This window comes from Fundidesulfovibrio magnetotacticus (assembly GCF_013019105.1).
Lineage (GTDB): Bacteria > Desulfobacterota > Desulfovibrionia > Desulfovibrionales > Desulfovibrionaceae > Fundidesulfovibrio > Fundidesulfovibrio magnetotacticus.
Genome location: NZ_BLTE01000055.1, coordinates 1 through 501, shown reverse-complemented (window position 1 = coordinate 501; position 501 = coordinate 1). Strand labels below are relative to the sequence as shown.

The 501-nt window shown below is 63.7% G+C and carries 1 protein-coding gene; it reads left to right on the top strand.

The window, feature by feature from the left end; translation table 11 throughout:
- Window positions 1–501 (top strand): ArsB/NhaD family transporter (locus NNJEOMEG_RS20275; protein ID WP_268885708.1); only part of this gene is annotated, 501 nt, incomplete at both ends.

Below are 501 nucleotides of genomic sequence, written 5' to 3'. Positions count from 1 at the left end.
CCTGATCACCGAGGCCCTGGCCTCCAACATCGGCGGCACGGCCACCCTCATCGGCGACCCGCCCAACATCATGATCGCCTCCAAGGCCGGGTTCGCCTTCATGGACTTCATCAATCACCTCACTCCGGTGATCATCATCACCATGATCGTCTGGATGCTGGTCTGGCGGGCGGTCTTCGCCAAGCGCCTGCACGTGAGCGAGGCGCTCAAGGCCCGTATCATGGCCATGGACGAGAACGCGCTCATCAAGGACAGGCCGCTTTTGCGCAAGTCCGGGACCATCATGGGGCTCACCATCCTGGGCTTCGTGCTGCACGGGGTGTTCCACTTCGAGCCCGCCACCGTGGCCATGGGCGGCGCGGCGCTCCTGCTCCTGCTCTCCGACGAGGACCCGCACCACGTGCTGGCCGAAGTGGAGTGGTCCACCATCTTCTTCTTCATCGGCCTGTTCATCATCATCGGCGGCACGGTGAAGGTGGGCTTCATCGAGATGCTCTCGCG